Source organism: Streptomyces sp. So13.3 (assembly GCF_005860785.2).
In the GTDB taxonomy this organism is placed as follows: domain Bacteria; phylum Actinomycetota; class Actinomycetes; order Streptomycetales; family Streptomycetaceae; genus Actinacidiphila; species Actinacidiphila fildesensis.
Genome location: NZ_CP048835.1, coordinates 5,164,504 through 5,187,996 on the forward strand (window position 1 = coordinate 5,164,504; position 23,493 = coordinate 5,187,996).

17 protein-coding genes are annotated in these 23,493 nt (G+C 68.9%); 8 read left to right on the top strand and 9 right to left on the bottom strand.

The window, feature by feature from the left end; translation table 11 throughout:
* Positions 1–47 precede the first annotated feature (47 nt).
* On the bottom strand, positions 48–497 hold the full coding sequence (locus C8250_RS23275; protein ID WP_138351305.1) for a hypothetical protein: 450 nt from the start codon (positions 495–497) through the stop codon (positions 48–50).
* Positions 494–973: a hypothetical protein gene (locus tag C8250_RS23280; protein ID WP_138351306.1), complete on the bottom strand. Its 480-nt coding sequence runs from the start codon at positions 971–973 to the stop codon at positions 494–496. Before C8250_RS23280 ends, C8250_RS23275 begins: the two co-directional genes overlap by 4 nt.
* A 39-nt stretch (positions 974–1,012) precedes the next feature.
* Between C8250_RS23280 and C8250_RS23285 the strand changes: the two genes are divergently transcribed.
* The 3 genes from C8250_RS23285 (at position 1,013) to C8250_RS23295 (ending at position 5,228) form a co-directional block, all read left to right on the top strand.
* Positions 1,013–1,969 (top strand): YafY family protein, encoded by a 957-nt coding sequence (locus C8250_RS23285; protein WP_138351307.1) that lies wholly within the window; start codon positions 1,013–1,015, stop codon positions 1,967–1,969.
* 63 nt (positions 1,970–2,032) lie between these two features.
* Positions 2,033–2,992, top strand: a complete 960-nt coding sequence (locus tag C8250_RS23290) for a DUF389 domain-containing protein (RefSeq protein WP_244809306.1) — start codon at positions 2,033–2,035, stop codon at positions 2,990–2,992.
* Positions 2,993–3,221: 229 nt separating this feature from the next.
* Positions 3,222–5,228 (top strand): glycosyl hydrolase family 28-related protein, encoded by a 2,007-nt coding sequence (locus C8250_RS23295; RefSeq protein WP_244809308.1) that lies wholly within the window; start codon positions 3,222–3,224, stop codon positions 5,226–5,228.
* Positions 5,229–5,257: 29 nt separating this feature from the next.
* Here C8250_RS23295 and C8250_RS23300 read toward each other — a convergent pair whose 3' ends face one another.
* Positions 5,258–5,719 (bottom strand): DUF4267 domain-containing protein, encoded by a 462-nt coding sequence (locus C8250_RS23300; protein WP_138351310.1) that lies wholly within the window; start codon positions 5,717–5,719, stop codon positions 5,258–5,260.
* A 70-nt stretch (positions 5,720–5,789) separates the two neighbouring features.
* Entirely contained in the window at positions 5,790–6,470 is a 681-nt protein-coding gene (locus C8250_RS23305) for a hemerythrin domain-containing protein (protein ID WP_198357286.1), read from the bottom strand.
* Positions 6,471–6,626: 156 nt separating this feature from the next.
* Here C8250_RS23305 and C8250_RS23310 point away from each other — a divergent pair, with 156 nt between their 5' ends.
* The 3 genes from C8250_RS23310 (at position 6,627) to C8250_RS23320 (ending at position 11,794) form a co-directional block, all read left to right on the top strand.
* Positions 6,627–10,154, top strand: coding sequence for a BTAD domain-containing putative transcriptional regulator (locus tag C8250_RS23310; protein WP_138351311.1), 3,528 nt, complete (start codon positions 6,627–6,629; stop codon positions 10,152–10,154).
* A gap of 12 nt (positions 10,155–10,166) precedes the next feature.
* Positions 10,167–11,084 (top strand): MurR/RpiR family transcriptional regulator, encoded by a 918-nt coding sequence (locus C8250_RS23315; protein ID WP_138351312.1) that lies wholly within the window; start codon positions 10,167–10,169, stop codon positions 11,082–11,084.
* A gap of 320 nt (positions 11,085–11,404) precedes the next feature.
* Entirely contained in the window at positions 11,405–11,794 is a 390-nt protein-coding gene (locus tag C8250_RS23320; RefSeq protein WP_138351313.1) for a hypothetical protein, read from the top strand.
* A gap of 96 nt (positions 11,795–11,890) precedes the next feature.
* Here the strand turns inward: C8250_RS23320 and C8250_RS43665 are convergent, their stop codons facing one another.
* On the bottom strand, positions 11,891–14,764 hold the full coding sequence (locus tag C8250_RS43665; RefSeq protein ID WP_187144958.1) for a PKD domain-containing protein: 2,874 nt from the start codon (positions 14,762–14,764) through the stop codon (positions 11,891–11,893).
* A 181-nt stretch (positions 14,765–14,945) separates the two neighbouring features.
* Here C8250_RS43665 and C8250_RS23330 point away from each other — a divergent pair, with 181 nt between their 5' ends.
* Positions 14,946–15,512: a GNAT family N-acetyltransferase gene (locus C8250_RS23330; protein ID WP_244809310.1), complete on the top strand. Its 567-nt coding sequence runs from the start codon at positions 14,946–14,948 to the stop codon at positions 15,510–15,512.
* A gap of 409 nt (positions 15,513–15,921) precedes the next feature.
* On the opposite strand, the gene C8250_RS23335 is transcribed toward C8250_RS23330, so the two are convergent.
* Positions 15,922–17,172: a DUF4365 domain-containing protein gene (locus C8250_RS23335; RefSeq protein ID WP_138351316.1), complete on the bottom strand. Its 1,251-nt coding sequence runs from the start codon at positions 17,170–17,172 to the stop codon at positions 15,922–15,924.
* 452 nt (positions 17,173–17,624) lie between these two features.
* Positions 17,625–20,435: a hypothetical protein gene (locus C8250_RS23340; protein WP_244809312.1), complete on the bottom strand. Its 2,811-nt coding sequence runs from the start codon at positions 20,433–20,435 to the stop codon at positions 17,625–17,627.
* A gap of 541 nt (positions 20,436–20,976) precedes the next feature.
* Between C8250_RS23340 and C8250_RS23345 the strand changes: the two genes are divergently transcribed.
* Positions 20,977–21,561 (top strand): phosphotransferase, encoded by a 585-nt coding sequence (locus tag C8250_RS23345; RefSeq protein ID WP_138351317.1) that lies wholly within the window; start codon positions 20,977–20,979, stop codon positions 21,559–21,561.
* On the opposite strand, the gene C8250_RS23350 is transcribed toward C8250_RS23345, so the two are convergent.
* Both C8250_RS23350 and C8250_RS23355 read right to left on the bottom strand, forming a co-directional pair.
* Positions 21,522–22,223, bottom strand: coding sequence for a response regulator transcription factor (locus tag C8250_RS23350; protein ID WP_138351318.1), 702 nt, complete (start codon positions 22,221–22,223; stop codon positions 21,522–21,524). The genes C8250_RS23345 and C8250_RS23350 overlap by 40 nt on opposite strands.
* Positions 22,220–23,437 (bottom strand): histidine kinase, encoded by a 1,218-nt coding sequence (locus C8250_RS23355; protein WP_138351319.1) that lies wholly within the window; start codon positions 23,435–23,437, stop codon positions 22,220–22,222. Before C8250_RS23355 ends, C8250_RS23350 begins: the two co-directional genes overlap by 4 nt.
* Positions 23,438–23,493: the final 56 nt, after the last annotated feature.

The window sequence follows — 23,493 nt, forward strand, 5'->3', positions numbered from 1 at the left end:
GCGCGTGGTCAGCGGCGGGCTGCCGGTGAGTGCTCAGCGGTGAGTGGTCAGCGGCGGGTGAACTCCATGATCCAGTTGGTCACCCAGGTCTGCTCCCCGTCCACCGAGAACGCCTGCTCCCAGCGCGCGGAGTCCTCCGTGATCCCCGACCAGATGAAGCGGGCCCTGATCTGCTGCCCCGCATGCGTGTCGTCCCCGTAGAACTCGCCGACGCCGTCGGTGAAGGTTCCGGTGACCGGTGGGAACAGCGTCCCGGTGCGCCTGCTGGCCCAGTACAGCGACCACTCCTTGCGCTCGGTGTCGAACAGCCGCAGGGTCAGCCCGGCGAACTCCTTGGTCGGGAAGACGATCTCGTCGAAGTTCGCGCCCCCCTCGAAGTGCCCCGACGCGTGGCTGACGGCCGGGAACTCCTCCCACTCGCTGGTCTCGTCGAGGAAGTCGGTGCGCCACCGGTTGGCGACGTCCCAGCTGCCGGTGAGGAAGTCGAAGTCGTTCATGAGCGGTCTCCTGTAGTGCCCTCGGCGAGCGAGTCGGCGAGATAGGCGGCAAGGTCGGGGCGGTCGGGCGCGAGCATGTGGCGTACCCATGCGTCCCGTTCATGGAGGATCGGCGGCAGCTCCCAGACGCAGCCGATCAGCGTCGGCTCCAGCCGGACGAAGTGCGTGGGGTCCTGGTCGGGACAGCCCAGCACCGGCTGGCCGCCCGCCGCCCCGGCGAAGTGCAGGGCGTTGTCCCAGGCCCAGCTGTACGCGTTGAGATACGCTCCGTCGTCCCCTCCCCTGTGGAGGACGATGAAGGTGGCCTGCGGCGTACCGTCCGGCTCGGGCAGCAGCTCCGGGAGGATCGCGTACGCGGCCTTCTCGACCTCGGGCTCGATCCCCGCCGGGTCGGCGGTGACGTGGTAGCGCTTGATGGAACGGCCCCCCACCTCGACCGGTGGCAGCACCCGCAGCAGTTTCTCCGTGAAAGCCATGGCTGGACCGTAGAGCCCCTTCACTGACATCTTGTGTCAGTGAAGTCCAGCCGTCTGCTCTCCGTTCTGCTGCTGCTCCAGACCCGGGGCCGGATGACCGCCGCCCAGCTCGCGCAGGAGCTGGAGGTGTCGGTGCGGACCGTCTACCGGGACGTCGACGCGCTGCACGCGGCGGGCGTCCCGCTGTACGGCGACGCCGGGCACTCCGGCGGCTACCAGCTCCTCGCCGGCTACCGCACCCGGCTGACCGGACTGAGCGCGGGCGAGGCGGAGGCGCTCTTCCTGTCCGGCATCCCGGGCCCCGCCGCCGAGCTGGGACTCGGCTCCGCCCTCGCGAACGCCCAGCTCAAACTGCGCGCGGCGCTCCCGCCCGAACTGCGCGCCCAGGCCGAACGCATGCAGTCCAGATTCCATCTCGACGCGCCCGGCTGGTACGCGGAGGACGATGACGTCCCGCATCTGCCGAAGGTCGCGGACGCGGTGTGGCACAGCCGGGTGCTCGACGTCCGCTACCGCCGCTGGAAGGCGCCGACCGATGTCGACCGGCGCCTGGAGCCGTACGGGCTGGTCCTCAAGGCGGGCCGCTGGTACCTCGTCGCCGGGCCGGGACCGTACACCTACCGCGTCGACCAGATCCTCGAACTCACCGTGCTCGACGAGGAGTTCCAGCCACCCGAGGACTTCGGCCTGGTCGGCTACTGGCAGCGCTACCAGGTGGACTTCCACGCCCGGCTCCACCAGGGCGAGGCTCTGGTCCGGCTCGCGCCGGGCGCCGCGTCCCGGCTCACCGGAGCCGCCGCCCGCGCCCTGGCCGCCACCGGAACCCCGGAACCGGACGGCTGGACCCGCGCGACGCTCCCCATCGAGTCCCTCGACCACGCCCACGGCGCGTTCCTCGCCCTCGGCACGGACATCGAAGTCCTCGGCCCCCCGGAACTGCGCTCCCGGCTGGCCGGGACCGCCCGGACGCTGGCGGACCGGTACGCCTCCGCGTGACAGCGGCGCCAGTCCGGGGACGAACCCGGGCACGGGCACAATGACACTGTGCTGCATGTGCGAGTGATCAGTCCAGTGGAACGCACCGACGAGGTGCTGAGGATCGCCACCGACTGCCCCGCGGTGGTCAACGTGATCAGACTGCCCGGCGCCGCGTACGCGCCGCCGGGCGACTTCGTCGAGTTCGACGTGGCCAGGGAAGCGGCCAACGGCGTGCTCGCGCAGTTGCGCGCGCTGGGGTTGAAGGACAGCGGCGGGATCACCGTCGAGGAGCTGTACCTGTCGATCTCCACCGCCGCCGAGAAGGCCGAGGAGCTGGCACCGGGGGAGCCCGACGACGCCGTCGTCTGGGAGGAACTGGCCGCGCGCACCGCCGCCGAGACCCGCCTCACCTGGGCGTTCCTGGCCTTTCTCGCGCTCGCGACACAGATCGCGGCGATCGGCGCGCTGCTGGACCAGCCGATCCTGATCGTCGGCGCGATGGTGCTGGGCCCCGAGTTCGGTCCGGTGGCGGCGGCCTGCTTCGGGGTGCTGCGGGGCGATCTGCGGCTGATCGGCGCGGCCGTGCGCACGCTCGTCATCGGCTTCGCCGTGGCGATCGCGATCACGACGGCCTGCGCGGTCATCAGCCGGCTGCTGGGCTGGATCACTCCATCGATGCTGGACAACAGGCCGACCACCGACTTCATCATCCATCCGGACAAGTGGTCGTTCATCGTGGCGTTGCTGGCCGGGGTCGCGGGAATCCTGTCGATGACCGCGGGCAAGTCCGCTGCCCTGGTGGGCGTCTTCATCTCGGTCACCACCGTCCCGGCGGCGGGCAACATCGCCGTGGCGGTCGCCCTCGCCCACTGGCACGAGGTCGCCGCCTCGTTCCAGCAACTCGGCGTGAACCTCGCCGGGATGCTCCTGGCCGGCACCGTCACCCTCTTCCTCCAGCGCTTCCTGTGGAACCGCTACGGCCTGCACATCACCACGGGCCACCGCCCGGACGGCACCGATGCAATGAATCAAGGAAGTTGACGCAAGACTTTGATGGACTGCCGTATTTAGAAGGCAAGTCGGCGGAATTCTTCGGTAGGAACCTTGTGGAACCGGGAGTGGGGTCCTACTGTCACCTCACCCTCATGGCGGCCGCTTCGCCGTGCGGGTCCCAGGCGTTCGTCCTCCCGAGAGAAACGAGCAGGCGATGTCACGGAGCATCACAGGTGCTGTGGCGAAATGGCCGGACGGACCGCGGCGAAGAGCCGCGATGGCTGTCGCGTCGCTGACGGCGGCGGCCGTCGGGCTCAGCGTTCTGGCCGGTGGGACGGCGTCGGCGGGACCTGCCGCGGTCGGCGGTGCCGGTCCGGTGGTGACACGCGCCGCGCTCGATCCGGCGCTCGTCGCGGGCCGGGGCGCGAGCGTGGGATTCGCCGAGCAGGAGGCGGAGAACGCCGCGACGAACGGCACGGTCATCGGCCCGGGCCGCACCGCGTACACGCTGCCGGCGGAGGCGTCCGGGCGCCGGGCGGTCTCACTGGCGCCGGGTCAGTACGTCGAGTTCACGCTGCCGGCCGCGGCCGACGCGATCACCGTGCGCTACAGCATTCCGGACGCACCGGGCGGCGGCGGAATCACCGCACCGCTCGACGTCACCGTGAACGGAAAGAACCGGACCACCGCGACCCTGACGTCGCGGTACTCCTGGCTGTACAACCAGTATCCGTTCTCGAACGACCCGAACGCCGGGCTGCTGCACCCCGATTACTGGGTCACCGAGTGCGCCTGCGTGCCCGCCGCCACGACGCCCGCCCCGCAGTTCGCGACGCCGTTCCGCCCCAACCACTTCTACGACGAGCAGCGCCTGACGCTCGGCAGGAAGTACCGCGCGGGCGACAAGGTGCGGCTCACCGTTCCCGCCGGGAGCAAGGCCTCGGCCACCACCATCGACCTGCTCGACTCCCAGCTCGTGGGCGCGCCGCACGTCGCCGTCGTCGCGGCGAACGTCCTGGCGTTCGGCGCCGACCCGTCGGGCCGGCGCGACTCGGCCGACGCGATCGACCGGGCGATCGCCTTCGCGCAGCGGACGCACCTCAAGGTCTACATCCCGCCGGGCACGTACCAGGTCAACCGGCACATCGTCGTCGACAACGTGACGATCGAGGGCGCCGGCAGCTGGTACACGATCATCAAGGGTCACCAGGTCACCCTCGCCACTCCACTGCCTGACGGGTCGGTGCACACCGGTGTCGGCTTCTACGGCAAGGACGCGGCGGCCGGCGGCAGCAACAACGTCCACCTGTCCGGTTTCGCCGTCGAGGGCGATGTGCGCGACCGGGTCGACACCGACCAGGTGAACGGGATCGGCGGGGCACTCAACAACTCGACGATCGACGGCCTCTACCTCCACCACACCAAGGTGGGCCTGTGGTTCGACGGGCCGATGACCAACCTGCGGATCACGAACAACGTCATCACCGACCAGATCGCCGACGGCCTCAACTTCCACACGGGTGTCACGCACTCGCTCGTGTCGAACAACTTCGTCCGCAACTCGGGTGACGACGGTCTCGCCATGTGGTCGGAGAAGACCGGGAACGCGGGCAACACCTTCGACCACAACACCGTGCAGACGCCGGTGCTCGCCAACGGCATCGCGATCTACGGTGGCACCGACAACACGGTCTCGAACAACCTGATCGCGGACCCGATCCGGGAGGGCAGCGCCATCCAGGTCGGCTCCCGCTTCGGCTCGGAGGCGTTCACCGGACATCTGTGGATCACCGACAACACCACGGTCCGCGCCGGCACGTACGAGCTGAACTGGAACATCGGGCTCGGGGCGATCTGGTTCTTCGCGCTGGAGAAGAACATCGACGCGGACATCCGGGTGACCGGTGACCACTTCCTCGACAACACCTACAACGCGATCATGCTGGTCTCCGACTGGCCGGTGAAGGACCTGTACTCGATCACGAACGTCCACTTCAAGGACATCAGGGTCGACGGCACGGGCACCTCGGTGGTCAGCGGCCGGGCCGCGGGATCCTCGTCCTTCGAGAACGTGGACGCCCGCAACGTCGGTGCGGTCGGGGTCAACAACTGCGGCTCGTTCCACTTCACGCCCGCCGGCTCGGAGTTCGCCCTGACCGATCTCGGCGGCAACGACGGCGGCGGTACGACCGGTCCCTGGCTCGCGCCCTGGGAGCTGCCGAACACCATCACCTGCGACGACCGTCCGGCGGTCGTCGCACCGCCGGCTCCGTCCGCGTGGTGACGTCCAACTGAGCGGGTGCTGAGCGGAATTCACCGGTTCAGCGCGGGGTCGGCCGTCCGGGAAGCCTTCCGGGCGGCCGGCCCCGCGGTCGTGGGGGCGCTCGACGGGGCGGGGCGCTCGCGAAGCAGCAGCCCGGCGGTCACCGCGACCGCCGCGGCGGTGAAGCCGTGCACCCCGTACGCGGTGCCGGCGGAACCGTCGTTGCTCAACACGATCACCATGTCCCCGGCGGGGACGAAGGTGATCGCCAGCATCGCCCAGCCCAGCGCCTTCCGGTGTCCGGTCAGGAGAAGCGCGAAGATGACCAGTCCGGTCGCGATGTCACGCACGCCCTTGACGGCGAGGAAGGCCTTGCCGTCCTGCTGCGGCCAGCTCGGGAGACCGAATCCGGACGCGGTCGTCCGGGGGGCGAACAGATAGCTGAGGCCGACGTAGATGATGAACGCGCCGCCGATGACGGCGAGGGCGGTGGTGACGTTCTTCCAGGTCATGACAGGTCTCCTGTGCGTGAAGGGGTAGGGCTCGGAGGGCGGTGAGGTGTGCGGGGTTCTCAGCGGGGATTCAGCGGGTCCCGTTGCGGATGCGGCGGACCCTGCGGTGGTACGCGGGGCTGCCGACGACGTACCAGAGCAGCCGGGCCGGGAGCGGCAGCTCGCCGAGGATCTTCGCGCGCTCGGTCCTGTCGGCCTCTTCGAGGACCATGCCGAGGAAGAACAGCAGTTTGGGCTTGGGCGTGGTCGCCATGAAGTGATCGCCGAGCGCGTTCCACTCCTTTACGGACAGGTGCCGTTCGGCGAGCGGGAGCAGATTCTGCTCCTCGTCGTCCAGGTGCTCCACGAGGACGGCGCGGTGCTCGGTGAGCGCGGCCACCAGCACGTCGCGTTCCGCCTCGCCGGCCGTGGCCTCCCAGCCGGGCAGCGCCGCTTCGGCCCGGGCCAGCGTCGCGGCGATCCCTTCGTGCTGGGCCTCCATCCGCAGCACCAGATCGGCTTCGATGTCGACCCGGGCCAGGAGCGGCGGCCAGAGGTGGTCGTCCTCGCCGTGGTGGTGGTTGGTCAGCCCGAGCAGGTAGTCGCGGAAGTGGGCGGCGAGCACGCCGGCCCGTGCGGTGTCGCCCGGGGCGACGGCTGCGATCAGCTCCGTGAGGAGCCGGGACTCCCTGCGGAGTCCGCGGTGGATGACCACCATCTCGTGGGTGTCGGGGCGGGCGTCGGCCTGGGGTGCTGCGTTCTTCGTCGTCATGTGTGAAGCCTCGTCGGCGGGTCCTGGAAGGGACTTGGAACGGACTTGGAATCAGGGCTTGGAATGCGGACCGGGAACTGTCGCCCGGGAACTGTGGCCCGGTGCTGGGAAATTCGGGCCCGACAAGATCCTTGGCCGCTTACGATGTGCGGCGACATGGTGTGCGTACGCGTGCTCGGTTCCTTCGGAGCCGAGCGGGACGGGGAGCCCGTTCCGCTCGGCGGCCGTCGGCAGCGGTCGGTGCTCGCCCTGCTGGTGGCGGCGCGCGGCCAGGTCGTCCCCGTCGACCGGATGGTCGAGGACCTCTGGCAGGACGCGGCGCCCGCCCAGGCGGTGACCTCGCTGCAGGCCTACGTGTCGAACCTGCGCCGGCTCCTGGAGCCCGGCCGGGCTCCGCGTACCCCGGCGAAACTGCTGGTCAGCGCGCCGCCCGGCTATGCGTTGCGGCTGCCGGAGGACGCGGTCGACGCCTGGCGCTTCGAGCGGCTGCTGCACGACGCCCGTGAACTCCTCACCACCCGGCCGCAGGCCGCGGGCCGGCTGCTGGAGGAGGCGCTGTCGCTGTGGCAGGGCCCGGCGTACGCGGAGACGGCCGACGAACCGTGGGCCCGCGCCGAGACCGCGCGCCTGGAGGAGCTCCGGAGGGTCGCCCGTGAACTGCGCGTCGCGGTGGGGCTGCGCTCCGGCGACGTCTCCGGGACCGTTCCCGAGGCCGAACTGCTCACCCGCGACGAGCCGTTGCGTGAGGAGGGCTGGCGCCTGCACGCGCTGGCGCTCTGGGCGGTGGGCCGGCAGGCCGACGCCCTGGCCACCCTCCGGCGGGCCCGCGCGGTCCTCGCCGCCGAGGTCGGCCTCGATCCAGGCCCCGCCCTGACCGAACTCGAAGAGGCGGTCCTCGCCCAGCGCGCGGAGGTCCTCCGGGCCGCGACGGACGCACCGGCGGATCCGACGACGGGTCCGATACCGGGTCCGATACCGGGTCCGACAGGCCTGACGGCCCCGACGGGTCCGACGAGCCCGCTCCGTACGACCGCTCCCGTACAACAGCCCGCCGAAGCGGACCTGTTCGTCGGCCGTGAGGCCGAACTGGAGCTCCTCGCGGCCGCCGCGGGCCGGGCGCGCGCCACCGGTCCGGGCGTCGCGCTCGTGACCGGCGAGGCGGGGCTGGGCAAGTCGGCGCTGCTGGAGCGGTTCGGCCACCGGCTGCGCCGTGACGGCTGGCTCGTCGCGATGGGCCGCACCACCGACGCCGAGGGCGCGCCGCCCGCCTGGGCCTGGGTCGAGGCACTGCGGTCCGTCGCCGTGGAGTTCCCGCCGCCGGCCGGGTCGACCGCCGTGCTGGCGCCGCTGTTGTCCGACGGGACCACGGACTCCGCCGGCTCCGCCACCGGCTCCGTCCCTCAGGAGGACGCGGCCGCCGGCCGGTTCCGGCTGCACCGGGCGGTCCGGCAGTGGCTGGAGGCGGCGGCGGGCGAGCGGCCGGTGGCCGTTCTGCTGGACGACCTGCACTGGGCCGACGCCGAGACGCTCGCGATGCTGGCGGGCCTGGTCGATCTGCCGCAGGGCACCCCCGTCCTGTTCGTGGCCGCGTACCGGCCGGACGAGATCGGGGGCCCGCTCACCGACGGACTCGCCGGTCTGGCGCGGCGGTCCCCGCTGCGCGTGCCGCTGCGGGGACTGTCCGAGTCGGCCGTCGCGGAAGTGATCGGAGCGGTGACCGGTGCGGCGGGCGAGGCGCCGGTGGACGCCGGGACGGTGGCCGCGCTCGCCGAACGCACCGGAGGCAATCCCTTCTACGTCCGCGAGAGCGCCCTGTTGCTGGGGAGCGAGGGCGCGCTGGTGGCGCTGTCCGATGTGCCGGAAGGGGTGCGCGACGTGCTGCGCCGCCGGCTCGGCCGTCTTCCCGACGCGGCCGTGGCCCTGCTGCGGCTGGCCGCGGTGGCGGGGCGCGAGGCGGACGTCGAGGTACTGGTCGGTGCCGCGGACACCGGCGAGGACGGCGTGCTGGGCGCGCTGGAGACCGGGCTCGTCGCGGGGCTGCTCACCGAGCCCGCGCCGGGCCGCGTCCGGTTCGTGCACGCGCTGGTCAGGGACACCCTGCTGGCCGACCTGAGCCGGCTGCGCGCCACCCGTATGCACGGCCGGATCGCGGCGGCCCTGGAGCGGCTCGCCCCGTACGACGTCTCCGCGCTGGCCCATCACTACGCCGGAGCTGCGTCCTCGGCCACCGCGGCCAAGGCCGTGGACTACTGCGTGCGAGCGGCCGCACTCGCCGAGGGCCGTTACGCGCACGACGTCGCCGCCGCTCTGCTCGCGCAGGCGCTGGAGTGCTTCGACCGCCTGCGCGCCCCCGCGGGCGGTGTCGGAGTCCCCGCGGACGGTGTCGGGGTTCCCGCGGGCGGCACCGGAGTCCCCGCGGGCGGTACCGGAGACCGGGACGACGAGCGGATCGAGCTGCTCGGGAGGCTGCTGCGGGCCCAGGTACGGGCCGGGGCCGTCATGGAAGCGCGGGCGACACGGCAGACGGCGATCGATCTCGCGACCGCCGCGGCCCGGGACGATCTGCTGATCCGCGCGTTCACCGCCTGGACCGAGCCGACGCCCTGGCAGACCCGGCCGTACGGCATGGTCGACGAGCCCGTCGTCGCCGGACTCGGCCGCCTGCTGGAGCTGCCGGATCTGGAGCCCGCCGTGCGCTGCCGGCTGTTGGACGCGTACTCCGCCGAGCTCTCCGACGGTCAGGACCCGCGGGCGCGGGCCGCGGCCGAGGAGGCCGTCGTGATCGCGGAAGGCCTGGGGGATCCCGTGCTGCGGGCGCTGGCGCTCGCGACGCTTGCCCGCGAGCTCGACACCGAGCTGGAATGGCGTGAACGGGCGGAGCTGGGGGAGCGGATCGACCGCCTCGGCAGCGCGCACGACCTGCCGATCTACCGCTGGTACGGGCTGTTCATCCGGTCGACCGCCCTGGCCGTCGAGGGCGACGTCACCGGCGTGTACCGGCTCACCGCCGAGTGCCTGGAGCTCGCCCGCGCCTACCGGATGCCCGGTCCCGCCGCGGTCGGCGAGAGCATGCTCGCGACGTTCGCGCACATCGAGGGCAGGGTGGCGGACGCCGAGCGGCTCTACGCCGAAGCGGCCGCCCGAATGGGCCGCCAGGGCTCCCCGCACGCCGCCGGCTATCTGCTGATCGCCACCGCGACGATCAGGGCGGGCCAGGGACGGCTCGGCGAGTTCGTACCGCCGGCCCGGCAGGCGTTCGACGCCTACGGCCCGATCGCCTGCGATCTGCTCTCCGCGGCCCTGGCCGCCGCCGGGCAGCCGGCCGAGGCCCGGCAGGTGCTGGCGCAGGCACTGCCGATCCGCCCTGACTACTTCTTCAAGGTCTTCGCGACCTTCCGTGCGATGACCATGGTCGCGCTCGGCGAGAAGGAGGGCGCCGAGGAGCTGTACGCGGCGCTGCTCCCCTACCGCCACGCACCGCCGCCCAGCTCGGGCTCCACCGTGGCGATCCGGCCGGTCGCGTACACCCTCGGCGAACTCGCGCGGCTCCTCGGCCGCGACGACGAGGCCACCGCGCACTTCGCCCGCTCGGACGCCATCGCCGAACAGTGGAACACCGCCCTGGGGCGATTTCCCGGCCGTCCACAAGGCGTGAGCTATGTTGAGCAGGAGCGGCATGAATAAGGAGGCGCACCGGTGCCATCGGGGCAGCAGGCACGGGCACAGGCGGCTGCGATCACCCCGGGTGGGCAGCCCCTGGAGCTGGAGCGTGCCCCCGCGGACCGCGTCCACGCCCTGTTCAACGGCCATCGCCTGTCCCCCGGGCAGCGCCGTATCGCCCAGTACCTGATCGACCACCTCACCGAGGCCGCCTTCCTCTCGATCACGGAGCTCGCCGAGCGGGTGGGCGTCAGCCAGCCGTCCGTGACCCGTTTCGCCGCCTCCCTCGGCTTCAGCGGCTATCCCGCCCTGCGGGACGTGCTGCAGCCGATCGCGCTGAGTGCGGTCGCGGGGTCGCCGGAGAGCCGGGAGCAGGTCCGCCGCAACGAGCTGCAGGCGGCGGTCGACGCGGAGATCGAGAACCTGGAGAACGTGCGGCGGCTGCTCGCCGACACCGACCAGGTGCTGGACATCGGCCGTGAGCTGGCCCATTCCGTGCCCCTGACGGTTCTCGGCCTGCGGATCTCGGCGCCGCTCGTGGAGTACTTCGCCTATGCCGCCCGCCGGATCCACCCCGATGTGCGGGTGGTGACCCGCGGCGGCAGCGTCGCCTTCGACGCGCTGCTGCAGTCCCGGGCGGCCGGCGGGGCGTGGGTGCTGGCGTTCGCCATGCCCCGGCACGCCAAGGAGACCCTGGCCGCGCTGCGGGCCGCCCGCAGCGCCGGACTGCGCATCGCGCTGATCACGGATCTCACCCTGGGCCCGCTGGTGGACGAGGCGGACGTCGTCCTGACCGCCGGCACCGGCTCGCGGCTGGTCTTCGACTCGTACGCGGCCCCGGGCATGCTGTCCGCGGCCCTGCTGCAGGCCATGGCCGACGCCGATCCGGAGCGGACGCAGGCGCGGCTCGAGGGGTACGAGCAGGTCGCCGATCAGCACGGTTTCTTCCTCTGAGAACCCTCTGGAAACCGTTTTCACCGTCCGCCCGGCTCCGCCTTGCCCGGAATGTATGAATTTTTTCATACCCTTGCGTACTCGACGGTATATATGTTTACTGCAATCGGCGCCTGGGCCCACCGGACGCCATTGGAGAGCGTGACCCGCCCTCCCGACGGAACACCCGGGCCGACGCTCCCTCCTCGTGGCGCGCCCGGGGTGTTCACACCGGGCGCTCGCATCCCGCGGAGCGCCCACGGCAGCCTCGGTCAACCCCTGGGCCGAGGCAGCCAACAAACCTCTTGATCAGAGTTCGGCACTCTTCGGAAGCGACGAGAATGTCCCAGACGACCCTCACCACGCTCAGCCCGGACTGGCCCTGCCAGGTCAAATCCCCCGGGAACCCCGACTGGGAACGCACCGCCACCCGCTGGCTGCGTGACCTGCTGCCGGCCCGCTACGCCGGATACTCCACGCTCACCCGCCACCCGGCCCTCCTCGCCCGCCACGCACAGCTCCAGCTGCAGTACGAGATGCGCGCGGTCCAGGTGGCGATGACCACCAGCCGGGCCGAGCTGCCCACCATGGGCATGGTCGAGGCCGTCATCGAGAACACGATCCGCCTCTACGCCGTCGAGCTGGAACAGCTGAGCCGCCTCGCCCGCGGCGTCCGCCTCGTCACCGAGGCCCTGGTGGCGACCACCGCCACGGCCCCACGCCGCCGCTGACCGTTCCCAGGGAGTCCCCACCAGGGGACGGACCGAGCCCTCGGGCCCGGCCACCGCTCCTGCGGTGCGCCGGGCCCGAGGGCGGGCGGGTTCCGGCTACCGGGTGTAGCCGTAGTAGTAGCCCGAGAGGTCGACGACCAGATCGACCGGGGAACTGCTGCCGTTGTAGAACTCGATCGCGCCGTCCGTGCCGGTGGGCATGACCGAGGCGTTGGCCACGGTCTGTCCGGCGCTGAAGTTGATGTTGGATGCGGTGGGCCGAGCCGTCCCGGCGGGATAGGCGGTGATGAAGCCGCCGCCGACGTTGTTCGTGACGGTCATGTTCAGTTCCGCCGCCGTCATACCGGTGGCCGGCACCCCGTTGCGATTGGCGATCTGCAGTCGGACGGTCTGGTGGGGACCGAGCTTCGCGGCACCGCCGCCGGTACCGGTTCCGGTGCGGGTGTCGAGGACCCTGGTCAGCGAGGTCGGCACGACGACCGAGGCGGTGCCCGGGTAGTCGTAGTAACCGACCACGTCGGCGACGAAACTCACGGTTCCACCGCTCCCGTTGTAGAGCACGACCTTGCCGTCCTTGACGGGGACGAGGACCAGGTTGGACACGGTCTGCCCCGGGGTCCAGTTGGAGTTCGAGGTCCCGGGGTTGTCGTCACCGTGACCGTAGGCGGTCAGAAAGCCCCCCGCCTTGGTGTCGGTCGTGGCCACGTTGAGCAGTACCGCCGAAGCGTCCGACGGCACCCCCTTGCGCCCGGCGACGGTCAGGACCACCCCACCGTGCGGTGCCACAGGGGCTTTCGGCGCGCCGGTGCCGTCGCGGGTGTCCAGGACCCGGGCGGGGCCGGCGGCGGAGTAGGTGACGCCGATCTGGGAGCTCCGGCTGGCCGGGTCGCCGCCGACCTCAACACCGAAGGAGTCGATGATCAGGTCGACCAGGGCGCTGCTGCCGTTGTAGAAGTCGACCAGGCCGTCCTCGCCGGGGACGGCCATCATGATGTTCGGAACGGTCTGCCCGGGGCCGAAGTTGAGCAGGGAGACGCTCGGCCGGGCTGTGCCGTCCGGATAGACGGTGAGGAAGCCACCGGCTTTCGTGTTGGTGACCGTCACCGTGAGACAGGCGGCTTGCACACCGGTGGAGTCGGCGTGCAGTTGGGCCCTCGACAACTGGACGGTCCCATGGGCCGGGACCCTGCTCCCGTAGCGACTGTCGTAGATCCGCTTCGGGGTCAGGGGAAGGATCTCGTTGCCGACAGTGATCGTGGCCGAGGCGGTCGACGTCCGCCCGAGCAGGTCGTTGGCGGTGACCGTCGCGGTGTAGGTGCCTGCGTGGGGGTAGATGTGGTGCGTGGGAGCAGAGGTGGACAGCTCGGCCGACGTGCCGTCACCGAAGGTGAGCGTCCCGCTCTGGAGTTGCCAGGTGTCGGCTCCGGCGGTGGTGGTGAAGGCGGCCATGCCGGGAGTGACCGTATTCTGCGGGGGCGCGGAGATCAGCGGAGCAGCGGTGAGTACCACCTGCGGAGCGTCAACCGTCGCTGCCTTCACCTGCGTCGTTCTGGTCACGGCCAGGCCGTCGGTGTTGGTCGCCGTCGTGCGCGCCGTGTAGATGCCGGGGGTGGGGTAGACGTGCGAGGCCACGCCGCCGCTGACCGCCACGGGGCCGCCGCCGTCGCCGAAGTCCACGACCGTGCTGACCGTTTCGCCCCAGCTGTCGGTCGGGGCGGCGGTGACGGCGAGGGTGAACGGTACGGTGCCGGCCGCCGAGGCGGGGCTGTACGACGGAGCCAGGGTCAGAGTGCTCTGACGCTCGAAGGCTCCCCGGTCCATGGCCCCGGCCCCGGTACCCGTGTTCGCCGTGTTCGGGTCGTCGACGGGCTGAGGGTGCCCGGAGCAGTCCGTACTGGTCACGCCCGGGGCGTGGGAGTCACCCGAGTCGATCAGCGGGGACCCCTCCGGCTGCGCAGAGGTGGAGATGTCGGTTGCGGGTACGTCGAGGTCCTGGCCGGCCTGGCCGGGTACGGCGGCCGCTAGGTCCGCCGCCTTGGTGTAGTCGGTGCCGCCCCAGGTGTAGTCGAAACGGGGAGCCGCGGCGGCGAGCGCGTTGTAGGCCGTCTTCACGGTGTTCGTCGAGGAGGTCGCGACCGTGATCAGCGGGGCCGCTGTGCACGGCGGTGTTCCGGACGGTGCCATCGCCTTCACCGCGTTGTTCTCCACCGTCCCGGACGACGTCCCGGTAATAGACAGGCCGGGGGAGCAACTGCCGGCGATGATGGTGTTACCGGTCACCGTGAGCCCGGAGACATCGGTCGCGCCTATCCCACCGGCTTGGTCGGTGCTGAGCAGGTTGGATGCGACGGTGACGCGCTCTGCCCCGGAGGCGATGGACACGCCGTGTCCGAGGCTCCCCCGCGTTTCGTTCCTGGTGATCGACACGTCGGACGAGGTGTGGTCGACGGAGATCCCGTCCGGGGTCTCGGGGGCGGTCTCCCACACCTGCCCGACAGCGTTCGTGTCGAGGGCGATGCGGGTGGAGCCCACCACGGCAAGGCCGTCACCGCGTGCGTGCTCGACGATGATCCCGGCAATGCGGATGTCGTGTGCTCCGGACACCGTCACCGCGGCCGCGGTGCTGTTGTCAGGCCGCCAAAGAATGGGGTTGGTGGTTCTGGTGTGACTGGTGAAGGCGGGGCTCTTGAAGGTGATGGGCGCCGTCGGTGTGCCCGAGCGGGTGATGGTGACCGAGCCGGTGTACCTACCCACGCCGATAGTGACGGTCTGCCCGGGATTCACGACATCTGCCGCCGCCTGAACGGTGCAGAACGGGAGTGCCTGCGTCCCCACCCCGGTGTCGCTGCAATGCGTGGGACTCACGTACAGATTGGCGACCGGCTCATCCGCCAGCGCGGACAGCGGGAACAGACCACCGCTGCTCAGCAGCGCGGCCGTGGATACGACAATTTGACGCCGATAGCGCATAACGCGCATAAATCCCCCACCGCTTACCCAGGACCCACCAGAACGCTGATTCACAGAGGCTCGCCGGATAGTACTGCGCCTCTGCGGAAGGTCCTGCCCCGGGCGGTCGCTCCCGTTCCCGACCCCGATCCCGGTCCCCATCCCATTGCAGGGAGCCGTTCTGCGAACAACCATGGCCGTCATGGAGCGACCGAGGCAGATCATCGAGTGCGGAGACTTCGTCCTGCGAAGCTGGCGGGGACAGCGCGACTTCGCTGCGGCGTTCACGTTGATCGAGGAGTCCGTGGACCACCTGCGCCCCTGGGAGGCGTGGGTCACCCGGCACAGCGAGGAGAGCACCCGCGACTTCCTCGCGAAGTCCGAGTCGAAGTGGGCGAGCGGTGACGTGTACAACTACGCCATCGCCCAGGACGGCACCCTCATCGGCATGTGCCAGACCTACCGCGGAGCCGAACCCCAGGGCCGACGCATCGGGTACTGGCTGCACCCTGCGGCCACCGGCCAGGGCATCGCCACCAGAGCGGCCACCGCCATCGTCACCGAGATGTTCACCCTGCCGGACGTCGAATACCTGGAGATCACCCACGACCTGGCCAACACCTCGAGCGCCGCCATCCCGCGCCGGTTGGGCTTCACCGAAGTCCGCCGCGAACAGGCAACACCGCCCGCAGCTCCCGCCGGCAGCGGGATAGAAGTGGTCTGGCGGCTGCACCGCCCTGCCCCGCCCGTTAACGGCAGTCGGGAATGACAGGGAATTCAGGACCGGGCACGATCGCACGCGGCCGCATAACAAGGCATCCAATAACAACGTGTCCGCTGACAACGTGTCCGTACAACAAAGAAGCCCCGGGCCGTGAGGCCTGGGGCTTTGAATGGAGCGAGTGACGGGAATCGAACCCGCGCTCTGAGCTTGGGAATCACTCGACACTTGGACATCAGTATGTTCGCTGACCTGCGGGAGCAGACTGGTGCGCGCTTGAACTGAGTGCTGTTTCGGCACCTGTCTTGACCGCCCTTTACCGGCCCTACTGGGACGTTCTGGCACGGCCCCAGCGGTGCGGCCAACAGCATCGAAGCCAGGCAGTTCTGCCCTCGCGACGGTCTGGACACATGTCCTTTGCTTTGGGGCACGTCTACGAGGGCGCCTGGCCTCGTATCTACCGGGCCTGTGACATGGATGCAGAAGGTCCGCGTCCCGGCTCCGGGACGCGCCAAACGATTCGGACCTGTTCCTCCAGGGGTAGCGAGGGTCCGCCGACGTAGATGCGGTGGATCAGGTAGAGGACGGCAAGCCGGAATGCCCCTGGATCGATATCGTCCTCCGTGGGCACTGTTGCCCGGCTCAGCTTGTTCACCTGGCGGACGAAGCGTGGCTCGGTTTCCAAGGAACCAAGCTCGGCGATGACGGCTGGTTGCAACGTGATGTCCTTGCGCATGGCCAGAATCGAGCGCTGCACGAGGTCCGGCTCGGCTTCGATGCGGTTGAGCATGCATGCCAGTACGTAGGCATGAATGACGTCTGCTTCGATCCTGCCGTGCTCTACGAAATCCTCACCCGTGCAGCTGGGGCACCCCTCGCACTCGTCGGGTTCGATGAGGTCGCTCTCGGGGCCTTCATCAGCCTGCCGGGTGGACATGAAGCATGCGGCCACCCACATGATCTCGGACTGGCTCAGCTCAAGTTCCTCGGCGGTCCACAGATCGGGGTCGGTGGGTTTGGTGGTATCGCCGTCCTGTAGGAGAGGAGGTGTGGAGCGCATCAGCGACTCCAGGGTGACCCAAGCCGTATTCCAGCCCTGGGTACTGAGCAGCAGTGTTGCCACCGCAGCCCCCGGGGACTTCCAGAAGATGAGGTCCTCGTCATCGCCGTTGACGAAGTGCAGAACGTGATCTGACGGGTCGAATTCCGTCCCGGACATTTCCCCGAGGTGGGTGAGGACGGCCTGGCGGCCTCGATAGCGTCCGACATAGCGCCGCGCCTGAGAGACGAAGGAGTCCATGGTGGCGTCGTCAAGCACCGCGTTGGGGCTGACGCCGATGTAGCGGGGCGGATCGTGAGGGCCGAAGCGGCGGAGCTGTTGGGTGGCGTTCGCCCAGTACAGCTCCTTCGTATTTGGGTCGTACACCACACAGTAGACGGGGATGTTGCCGTCCGCCCAGGTGTCGCCGTGTAGGTTGACGGGCACCGCGTAGCCGTTCCCACGGCGCCAGCTGTCCCCACCTTTGACTTGGACCTTAACCGTGTCGCTGGTGACGTCCCCGCCATCGGTGAAGGTGACGTAGAAGTCCTCGCCGAAGTCGTTCCGTCCGGATATTTCTTGAACGATGTGATCGTGTTCCTCGAGCAGTGTGCGTACGGCGTTTACTGCGGTTTGGCCCACGCGCCGCCCTCTTGGGATCTTCGGCATGCCACTCTCTCCGGGGTTCCTCATGTGCCCAGGCGGACCGAGACGGTGCCGCCACCCGTCACCTTGCACCACGGCTCTGACATCGCGACTCGGGCAGATCCGTATTGCAGGTCAGGACAGTGAGGTGCGCCTGCGAGGCGGTGATGCGGCTCAGAGCAGTTTCCGCAGACGCTGCCGGGTTGAGGCCAGTTGGGCGAAGAAGTGGCGATCGACGAGGTGGGGGTGCTGGGACTCAGGGAAGTCGATTTGGACGCGGGCGCGCTTCACAGCGAGTCGTCGAAATCTGCGTGGACTTGCTCCCTCGCCCTCCGGCTCGGGATGCTAGGTTGACGACCGAGCCGACTGAATACGCCGTTTCGGAATCCATTGCCGACGGCCCCCAGCCGACCACAGAATGGGGGATGGGTAGCTTGTCGCATGCTGACAGATATTGGAAGACGCGGTTGCTGATTTTACTCCTGTTTGTCGCCTTGTAGTTCCGCTAGTCGCTGCGCGGCATCGGGAATTCCGGCGTCTTGCGCACGCCTCAACATGATTTCGGCTCCTGCAACGTCGCCCCGCTGTTCACGGATTCGCGCCAAGGGCAGAAGCAGGTTCGAGCGTCCTTGCGCAATGGCTTTGAGTAGTAACTGTTCGGCAGATTCATATTCGCCTCGGGCTGCCCGAGCCCGCGCCAAGGGTTCGACGAGTTCCTTCGAGTCGGCTGCCAGTTGCTCGGCCAGCCGCACCTTTCCCCTGATCTCCAAGATCCGTACTAGGTCGTGGGCTGCGCTTGGCTGTCCCTCCTCAATGGCACGCCAGTAGAGCTTCTCGGCTCGTCTCAGGTTGCCCTCTTCTTCTCGTAGGCGAGCCAGCTCGAGCAGCACGTACGTCAGACCCAGATTGTAAGCTCTCCAGAAGAGAGCCGAAGCAGACTGGTAGTTACCTTTACTGCGACGGATCATTCCCAGGCCGCGAAGGGTGTTCGTCTCACCGAGGCGGACGGCGATCTCACAGAAACGATCTGCTCCGTCGCAGTCTCCTTCTCTCTCCAAAACCCAGGCGAGTTCTCGCGGTGCATTTATGTCTCCTGCGTCCATGGCGAACCTGAACACTTGAATAGCTCGAGAAGTATCTTTGTACATGTAGGTCCAGGCCAAGCCTGCAAATGCCTCAGTGTTTCCAGCGTTGAAGGAATATTTTGTCAGGATCAGTGCAAGTTCGTGCTGGCCTTGATCGGCCAGCCAGCGTGCCTGGTACTCAACTGCCCGGGCGCCGAAAAATCCGCCGTCAAGTGCCTGGTTGTACAATTCGACAGCGCGTGCGGTATCCCCGAGTTGAGATGTGACGGAGGCCAATCCTACGACGGCGTCCCATCGGCGCCCGTCCCGATCCACAGCTTTGCGATACCAGTGCTCTGATTTCTCAAGTTGGCCCTCTTCCTCCGCGCGGGAAGCGAGTGCGATCTGCGCGGTGACGTCTCCGAGTTCGGCTGCCAACTCGTAGTAGACGTGTGGATCCTCGCCCTTGCGATTTTCGCGGATCCATCCAGCCAGATGGGTCAGGGCGGCACCGTCCCCGTCTTGCGCTGCCGCTAGCGCCAGTGCTTCCGCGTGGGTCTCCCTGCCTCGTTCAAGAGCAGCCCGGGAAAGGGCAACTTTGTCGCGCGCGCTGGCGGCTTGCTCTGTCGCTGCCTCCCAGAAATCGTTTTCAGGGCAGAGAAATTGTCTGTTCCGGCGACCATGCAATTCGACGTAGTCGGCTAGGCGGTAGCTGCTGGGATTCTCTGCCCCGTTCGTGGAGAAGCCCCGGACCGGTGCCAGCGGCCCGCGAACCCCCCGGCACGGAGTTGACAAGTACTGCAGGGCGCGAGAAAACCAGTCATGTTCCGCCAGATCCCGCTGGAGCGTGGTCAGGTAGCTAGTAGCCGCAGACCGGAGGAAACCGGGAGGCAGATCCATGCCGTGACCAAGCCGCCGGGCGTCCATGGCGGCATGCAGGATTGCCTGTGAGGTCGGGGATCCGTTCGCGTACCGTTCCAATTGCGCTGGCCCACCTGCCAGGTACTGGATGACGTGGCCGCCCTCGGCCTCGCGAGCAGCCTTCAGCATTCTCCGATCGGTGGGCCGATCCATGTCGAGGAGAGCGGCCACCTCGTCGTTGCTGAACCTCTCCGGAACTGGGAGGGCGCACCTGAACAACAGGGCTCGAGTCTTCGCGCGCTCGTCTGCCGGCGCGGTGGTCATGGTGGCCCAGTGGACATGCCAGGTTGTCCCCAGCACCAGGACGGGGGCCCGGTGGGGATCGCGCAGCAGCTCCGTGAGTCGAGCAGCCACGTGTTCATTTCTGTCCGAGCCGTCGCAGAGCAGATAGCGATTGATCTCGTTGAGCCACACGACCGTGCGCGGTCTCACCGCCCCCAGCGAGGCGAGTAGGTCCTCCTGGTCGGCCGGATGCCACAGCCGCCACTCCTTGCCGAGGCGCTGAATCGCTTCCCAGGCAGCACGAGTCTTTCCCGTGGAGGAATCCGCGAGAAGGACTTTCATGCCACTGTTCCCGGCGAGAGCCATGTTGACGAGAGCGTCGAGTTCGTCGTCGAACGACCTTCGAAAGTATGTAGGCAGAGCAGGCTGATCAGGGTCTGTGACCTCATCGACCGAGATAGCCTCGTGAACCTCCAGACCGATCGGGTCAGCGTCGCGCACAAGACAGCCAACCTCGCCCCTGCGCCCAGCTCTGGAGAACGCCTCCAGGGAATCCGCGTCGCAGAAGCGTCGTGCTACATGATCCCCGAAGTACCGGGCCACGATCCGTGGCTGGATACGCAAATGGGATGTCAAGTGCTCGCCGTCCCAGAACTCGAGCAACAGATCTGGATGTTGGGCTTGGTAATGATGAACCAGATCACGCACCTGAGCCCGGGTTGTCTTGCATGACGTGACGATGACGAGCCGTGTTGCTGCATAGGGCCGCGGTCCGCTGAGGAAGAGATCCAGGGCCTTCTTTGTATCCGCCTCAGTGAACTGGGCTACGTGTTTGACCTGGAATGCGGACCATTGGCCGCCCTCCGACAGCCCTGCGATGTCGATACCGCCCTGCGCTTGACCAGGCGATCCGTATCGGTGGCAGGGCGACAACCGTTCGTGCACTTGGACGAATTCGCACACAAGCTTCTCGAACTGACTCCACGAAGTCAGTTCATGGAAGGGCAGAGAGGTGATCTTGCCATCGACCACCAAGGGGTGCTTCGAAAACTCGGCCACGCTGCCTCGCTCGGTCTGCACTGGATGCTCAACAAGCACTTTACGCGGGGTGGCTGACAGTCCGGAGGGCGTGGGATCAGTCCTGAGACCTCACGCCAGCCATGCGGGATGCTCCGCAGCAGCCGATTCGCTCGTTTCCCGGAGTTGAGGCACGCGGAGGGCACAACAGGCCCAAAGTGGTCTGGACAACAAAGAAGCCCCGGGCCGTGAGGCCTGGGGCTTTGAATGGAGCGAGTGACGGGAATCGAACCCGCGCTCTGAGCTTGGGAATCAACGAGTGCTGCGGGGCTGATGTGTTGTCTGACCTGCGAAAACGGGGGCTCGGATGGCTCCTGGGGCGGTCCGGGTTGCACCGTTGTTGACCGGGGTTTTCCGCTCAGGAGGGCACGGCTGGGGCACGCGGTGGCCGAGGCGGCCTGTCGGATCTGCTCCGTGGCCTGTGCACGCCGTGTGACGGGACAGCCAGGTTGTGGGAGCAAGGGCGCTCGGGAATGGGCCTTTTCCTTCGTGGCATGGTTCGGCCCTGCCACGCTGGTCGTCGTGACGGCCTGCTGTGCCCGACATGCTGACCGCCGACGTGACGACGCCGGAGCAGGCGGTGGAGAAGTCGGAGCGGCTGTCCGCAGCGGTAGAGAACAAAGGCACTGGCAGCGCGTTCGGCGCGGCGGCCTCGGCCGCCCTGGAGCAGCGGCGGGTGCTGATCGGCAAGCATGCCGATCGTCGGCCTCAGGACGCGGTCCCTGTGGGCCGGCACGGGTGGACACACGGTGATGTCCAGTACCGGAACCTGCTGTGGAAGGAAGGGGAGTTGGCCGCCGTCCTCGACTGGGACCGCGTCGGCGTCCGTCCGTACGCCGAAGAGGGCGTTCGGACCGCCCAGGTGCAGTTCGGCGTGGATGGAGTGTTCGACCTCGCTCGGGTGGCGGCCTTCGTGTGCGGCTACCGGTCCGTGGTGCCGCTGGAGGCAGCCGCGCTGTCAGATGGTGTGCGCCGACTCTGGTGGAAGCGGATGACGGACTTCTGGCAGCTGCCTCCGGGTCGGCCCCTCCGCTCACGTAGCTGTCGCGAAGTGAAAATCGGTAGTGCGGAGCTGTGGCCCGCGAGCTGTCAGTCGGTGAGGCCGGGGACTACCAGGCCGGACTCGTAGGCGATGACCACCGCGTGTGTCCTGTTCTGTGCGCCGAGCTTGGTCAGCACGTTTCCCACGTGGGTCTTCACCGTCTCCAGGCTCACCGTGAGCGCCCTCGCGATCTCCGGATTGGACAGGCCCGTGGCCATGCTCCGCAGCACTTCTTCCTCCCGGTCCGTCAGTGCCGCTTTCGGTAGCGCCTCGGCGGAGTCCAGGGGGCGGGCGGTGACCATGCGGCGCAGTGCTGAGGGGAAGAGGATCGCTTCTCCCGACGCCACCACCCGTACCGTCTCCGCGATCTGGCGGACCGGGAGTCGCTTGAGCACGAACCCGGCGGCGCCCGCGCTGAGTGCCGCGGTGACGTAGTCGTCGTTCTCGAAGGTGGTGATCACCACGACCTTCGGCGGTGCGGTGGCCGGGTCGGCGAGGAGTTGCCGGGTGGCCTCGATGCCGTTGCAGCGCGGCATGCGTACGTCCATCAGGACCACGTCCGGACGCAGTCGCCGTGCCTGTTCGACCGCGTCGATGCCGTCGGCGGCTTCTCCGACCACCGCGATTCCCGGTTGCGCCGCGAGCAGCATGCGCAGACCGATGCGGGTCACTTCGTCGTCGTCCGCGATCAGGAGGGTGATGGGGTTGTCGGCGGGACCAGCGGCCGTGCTCGTGTCGGGGCCGGTCATGCCGATGCCGGTATCGGCAGGCGGACCACCAGGCGCCAGTGCCGTGTCCCCTGCGGGCCCGCCTCGATCTCGCCGTGCAGCAGCCGCACGCGTTCGGCGAGACCGGGCATGCCGTGCCCGGACGTCGGGAAGGGGCCCGCGCCCGTCCCCGGCCCGGTCCTGTTGACCACGCCCAGCTCAAGACTGTCCGGGGTGGCCGCCACGCGGAGCTCGATCGGACCGCCCGCTCCGTGCCGCAGCGCGTTCGTCAGGCCCTCCTGCAGGATCCGGTACGCCGCTCGGGAGAGCGTCCCCTGCACCTGCGCCCAGTCGCCCGACAGTTCCGGCTCCACCGTCGCGCCCGCGTGCCGCAGCCGGTCGACCAGCTCGGGCAGGTTGGCCAGGGTGCGGGTCGGTGCCGTCTCCGCCCGCTGATCGCGCAGCACACCCAGTACGTAGTCCAGGTCCTCCAGCGCGGCCCGGGACGACTCCTCGATGCTGCGCAGCGCGGCTCGCGCCGTCGCCGGGTCGGTGGCGAGCACCTGGCTCGCCACCGCCGCCTGGATTGTGGTCGCCGTCAGTGTGTGACCGATCGAGTCGTGCAACTCGTGAGCCAGCCGGTTGCGTTCGGCCAGCGCTTGTTCCCGCTCGGCTGCCAGCGCGAGCCGCTCGGCCGCCGAGGGCCCCAGCAGCCTGGGCGCCAGCCGGCGTAGGGCTCCTGTCACCACCACGCACACCACCGCGGCCAGCAGCAGGCAGCACAGCCCCCGCGTCCAGTTCTGCCGGCCGCCCTCCGCACGCAGTGACCAGCCGAACAGACTCAGCTCCGCCTCACCACGGAGCCAGCCGAACGGAAGGCTCACCCCCATGATCAGCAGCACCCCACTGACCAGTGCCCCCGTCCACCCCAGCGTCACGTGCAGCAGCAGCCACAGCGGAGTCCGCCAGCGGTCGCCGCCCGATGCCGCAGGATCCGGCAACGGCACCCCCAGCAGCCTGCGGACGAACGCGATCAGCGCCCGCCGCGTGGTGCGGGCCAGACCGATCGTACCGATCAGCGCCGCCCAGACCAGGAGAGTCAGAACGGCTTTCACGCCATAGGGAGCGGACGGCCACACCAGGGTCGGCAGCATGGCGAAAGGCAGCAGCGGAATGCTCGCCAGGGCACCGCAATAGGCGAGGAACATACCCGTATACGTGGAGCCGCGCAGCAGCGGCCGGATTCCCCAGATCATGATCCGACCAGTATGACCGGCCGGAGGGCCCGGGCCCTCCCCCGATCGGGGGAGGA

Coding starts and splice junctions, on each gene's coding strand:
- C8250_RS23355 (WP_138351319.1), bottom strand. CDS start 23,437: ATGATCTGGGGAATCCGGCCGCTGCTGCGCGGCTCCACGTATACGGGT.
- C8250_RS23300 (WP_138351310.1), bottom strand. CDS start 5,719: ATGACCTGGAAGAACGTCACCACCGCCCTCGCCGTCATCGGCGGCGCG.
- C8250_RS23280 (WP_138351306.1), bottom strand. CDS start 973: ATGGCTTTCACGGAGAAACTGCTGCGGGTGCTGCCACCGGTCGAGGTG.
- C8250_RS23295 (WP_244809308.1), top strand. CDS start 3,222: ATGGCTGTCGCGTCGCTGACGGCGGCGGCCGTCGGGCTCAGCGTTCTG.
- C8250_RS23345 (WP_138351317.1), top strand. CDS start 20,977: ATGCTGACCGCCGACGTGACGACGCCGGAGCAGGCGGTGGAGAAGTCG.
- C8250_RS43665 (WP_187144958.1), bottom strand. CDS start 14,764: ATGCGCTATCGGCGTCAAATTGTCGTATCCACGGCCGCGCTGCTGAGC.
- C8250_RS23320 (WP_138351313.1), top strand. CDS start 11,405: ATGTCCCAGACGACCCTCACCACGCTCAGCCCGGACTGGCCCTGCCAG.
- C8250_RS23275 (WP_138351305.1), bottom strand. CDS start 497: ATGAACGACTTCGACTTCCTCACCGGCAGCTGGGACGTCGCCAACCGG.
- C8250_RS23310 (WP_138351311.1), top strand. CDS start 6,627: ATGGTGTGCGTACGCGTGCTCGGTTCCTTCGGAGCCGAGCGGGACGGG.
- C8250_RS23330 (WP_244809310.1), top strand. CDS start 14,946: ATGGAGCGACCGAGGCAGATCATCGAGTGCGGAGACTTCGTCCTGCGA.
- C8250_RS23305 (WP_198357286.1), bottom strand. CDS start 6,470: ATGACGACGAAGAACGCAGCACCCCAGGCCGACGCCCGCCCCGACACC.
- C8250_RS23350 (WP_138351318.1), bottom strand. CDS start 22,223: ATGACCGGCCCCGACACGAGCACGGCCGCTGGTCCCGCCGACAACCCC.
- C8250_RS23335 (WP_138351316.1), bottom strand. CDS start 17,172: ATGCCGAAGATCCCAAGAGGGCGGCGCGTGGGCCAAACCGCAGTAAAC.